The sequence below is a fragment of the Mesorhizobium sp. M2C.T.Ca.TU.002.02.1.1 genome (assembly GCF_003997225.1).
The window spans coordinates 1-1,095 of the sequence record NZ_RZTO01001269.1 but is presented as its reverse complement, the minus strand read 5'-3'; the positions used below and the strand labels follow the sequence as shown (position 1 = coordinate 1,095).

The 1,095-nt window shown below is 63.7% G+C and carries 3 protein-coding genes; 1 reads left to right on the top strand and 2 read right to left on the bottom strand.

Annotated features, from left to right (window positions below; all coding sequences use genetic code 11):
• Window positions 1–224 (top strand): hypothetical protein (locus EOD07_RS35370; RefSeq protein ID WP_164772894.1); only part of this gene is annotated, 224 nt, incomplete at its 5' end.
• Between the two features lie 21 nt (window positions 225–245).
• On the opposite strand, the gene EOD07_RS35365 is transcribed toward EOD07_RS35370, so the two are convergent.
• Window positions 246–560: an antibiotic biosynthesis monooxygenase gene (locus EOD07_RS35365; protein WP_127238435.1), complete on the bottom strand. Its 315-nt coding sequence runs from the start codon at window positions 558–560 to the stop codon at window positions 246–248.
• A 62-nt stretch (window positions 561–622) separates the two neighbouring features.
• The coding region (locus EOD07_RS35360) for an energy transducer TonB (protein ID WP_164772893.1) at window positions 623–1,095 on the bottom strand (473 nt) is incomplete at its 5' end.

Genomic DNA, 1,095 nt, shown 5'->3' with positions numbered 1-1,095 from the left:
GACCCGATCCGGTCGAGGCGCGTTCGCTGCGCGTCGATGTCGTTGCCTTCTCCGGCACGCCGGAGGCGGCGCGAATCGTGCGCAAGGTGATCGCCGAGCGCGCCGGGCCGATCGTGCCTCTGGTCAGCGAGGTGCTGAACCCCGCGGCTTACGCGCATGAGCGTGCGGTTTGCGTCGACACGACGGCGGCGGGAGGCAACGCCAGCCTGCTGGCTGCAGCATAGCAGGCTTGGCGGAGGTGCGTTTCAGGCGCCTTCGACGACCGAAAAGCCTTCGAACTGCGGGTGGCCCAGATAGTGCACTTTCGACCCGCCGGCGTTGCGATGGGCGGCGCGGAAGTTTTCCGATTTCGTCCAGGCGACGAAATCCTCCTGGCTTGCCCAGACCGTGTGCGAGGCAAACAGCGTATAGCCCTCGGTCTCGTTGACCGGCCCGCGCAGCAGATGGAATTCCCTGAAGCCCTTCATTTCGGAGAGGCTGGAATCGCGGTTCTTCCAGACGTCCTCGAAGGCTTCCTCGGAGCCGGTCTGGACCTTGAAGCGGTTCATGGCGATGTACATTGGTTTCCTTTCGAAATGGATGAACTCTGACGTCCAGGAAGGCTTCATTGGGGGACGACGCCTTAAAAAGGGCCGATCCGCGCCTTGAACACCCAACTTGATTTTCCGGTCTCGGGCGGAATGGGAGGGAACGGGGCTTGCTTGCGCACCAGCGTCAAAGCGAACTGATCGAGCTCGGCGGACCCTGAACTTTCGGCGAGCTGCAGGTCGCTGACGCTGCCATCGGCCGCGACGACGAAAACCACCCTGGCATTGTTGCGGGCCTTGGCCTGGACCGATTTCGAAACGCGACGATTGGCGCGTGCAAGTTTCTTCTGGATTTCACCGCTGTAGCGGGATTCCAGGGCATTGCCGGCGGCCTGTTTCTTGCCCTTGCTGGCGACCGCCGGCGCGTCGCGCGTATCGCCATCCGCCGTGCCGCCAGTTTCAATGGTTTGGCTTGGCCCAGCCGATGCGGCTGGGGCGCTCGATGTCGCGCTGGGAGCCGATGGCTGTTCAGGCTCGACTGGGGGTGCTTCAGCGCTTTGCGGCTCGG

Bases quoted from the DNA above. Each gene is read 5' to 3' on its own strand.
- EOD07_RS35365 (WP_127238435.1), bottom strand. From the start codon at position 560: ATGTACATCGCCATGAACCGCTTCAAGGTCCAGACCGGCTCCGAGGAA.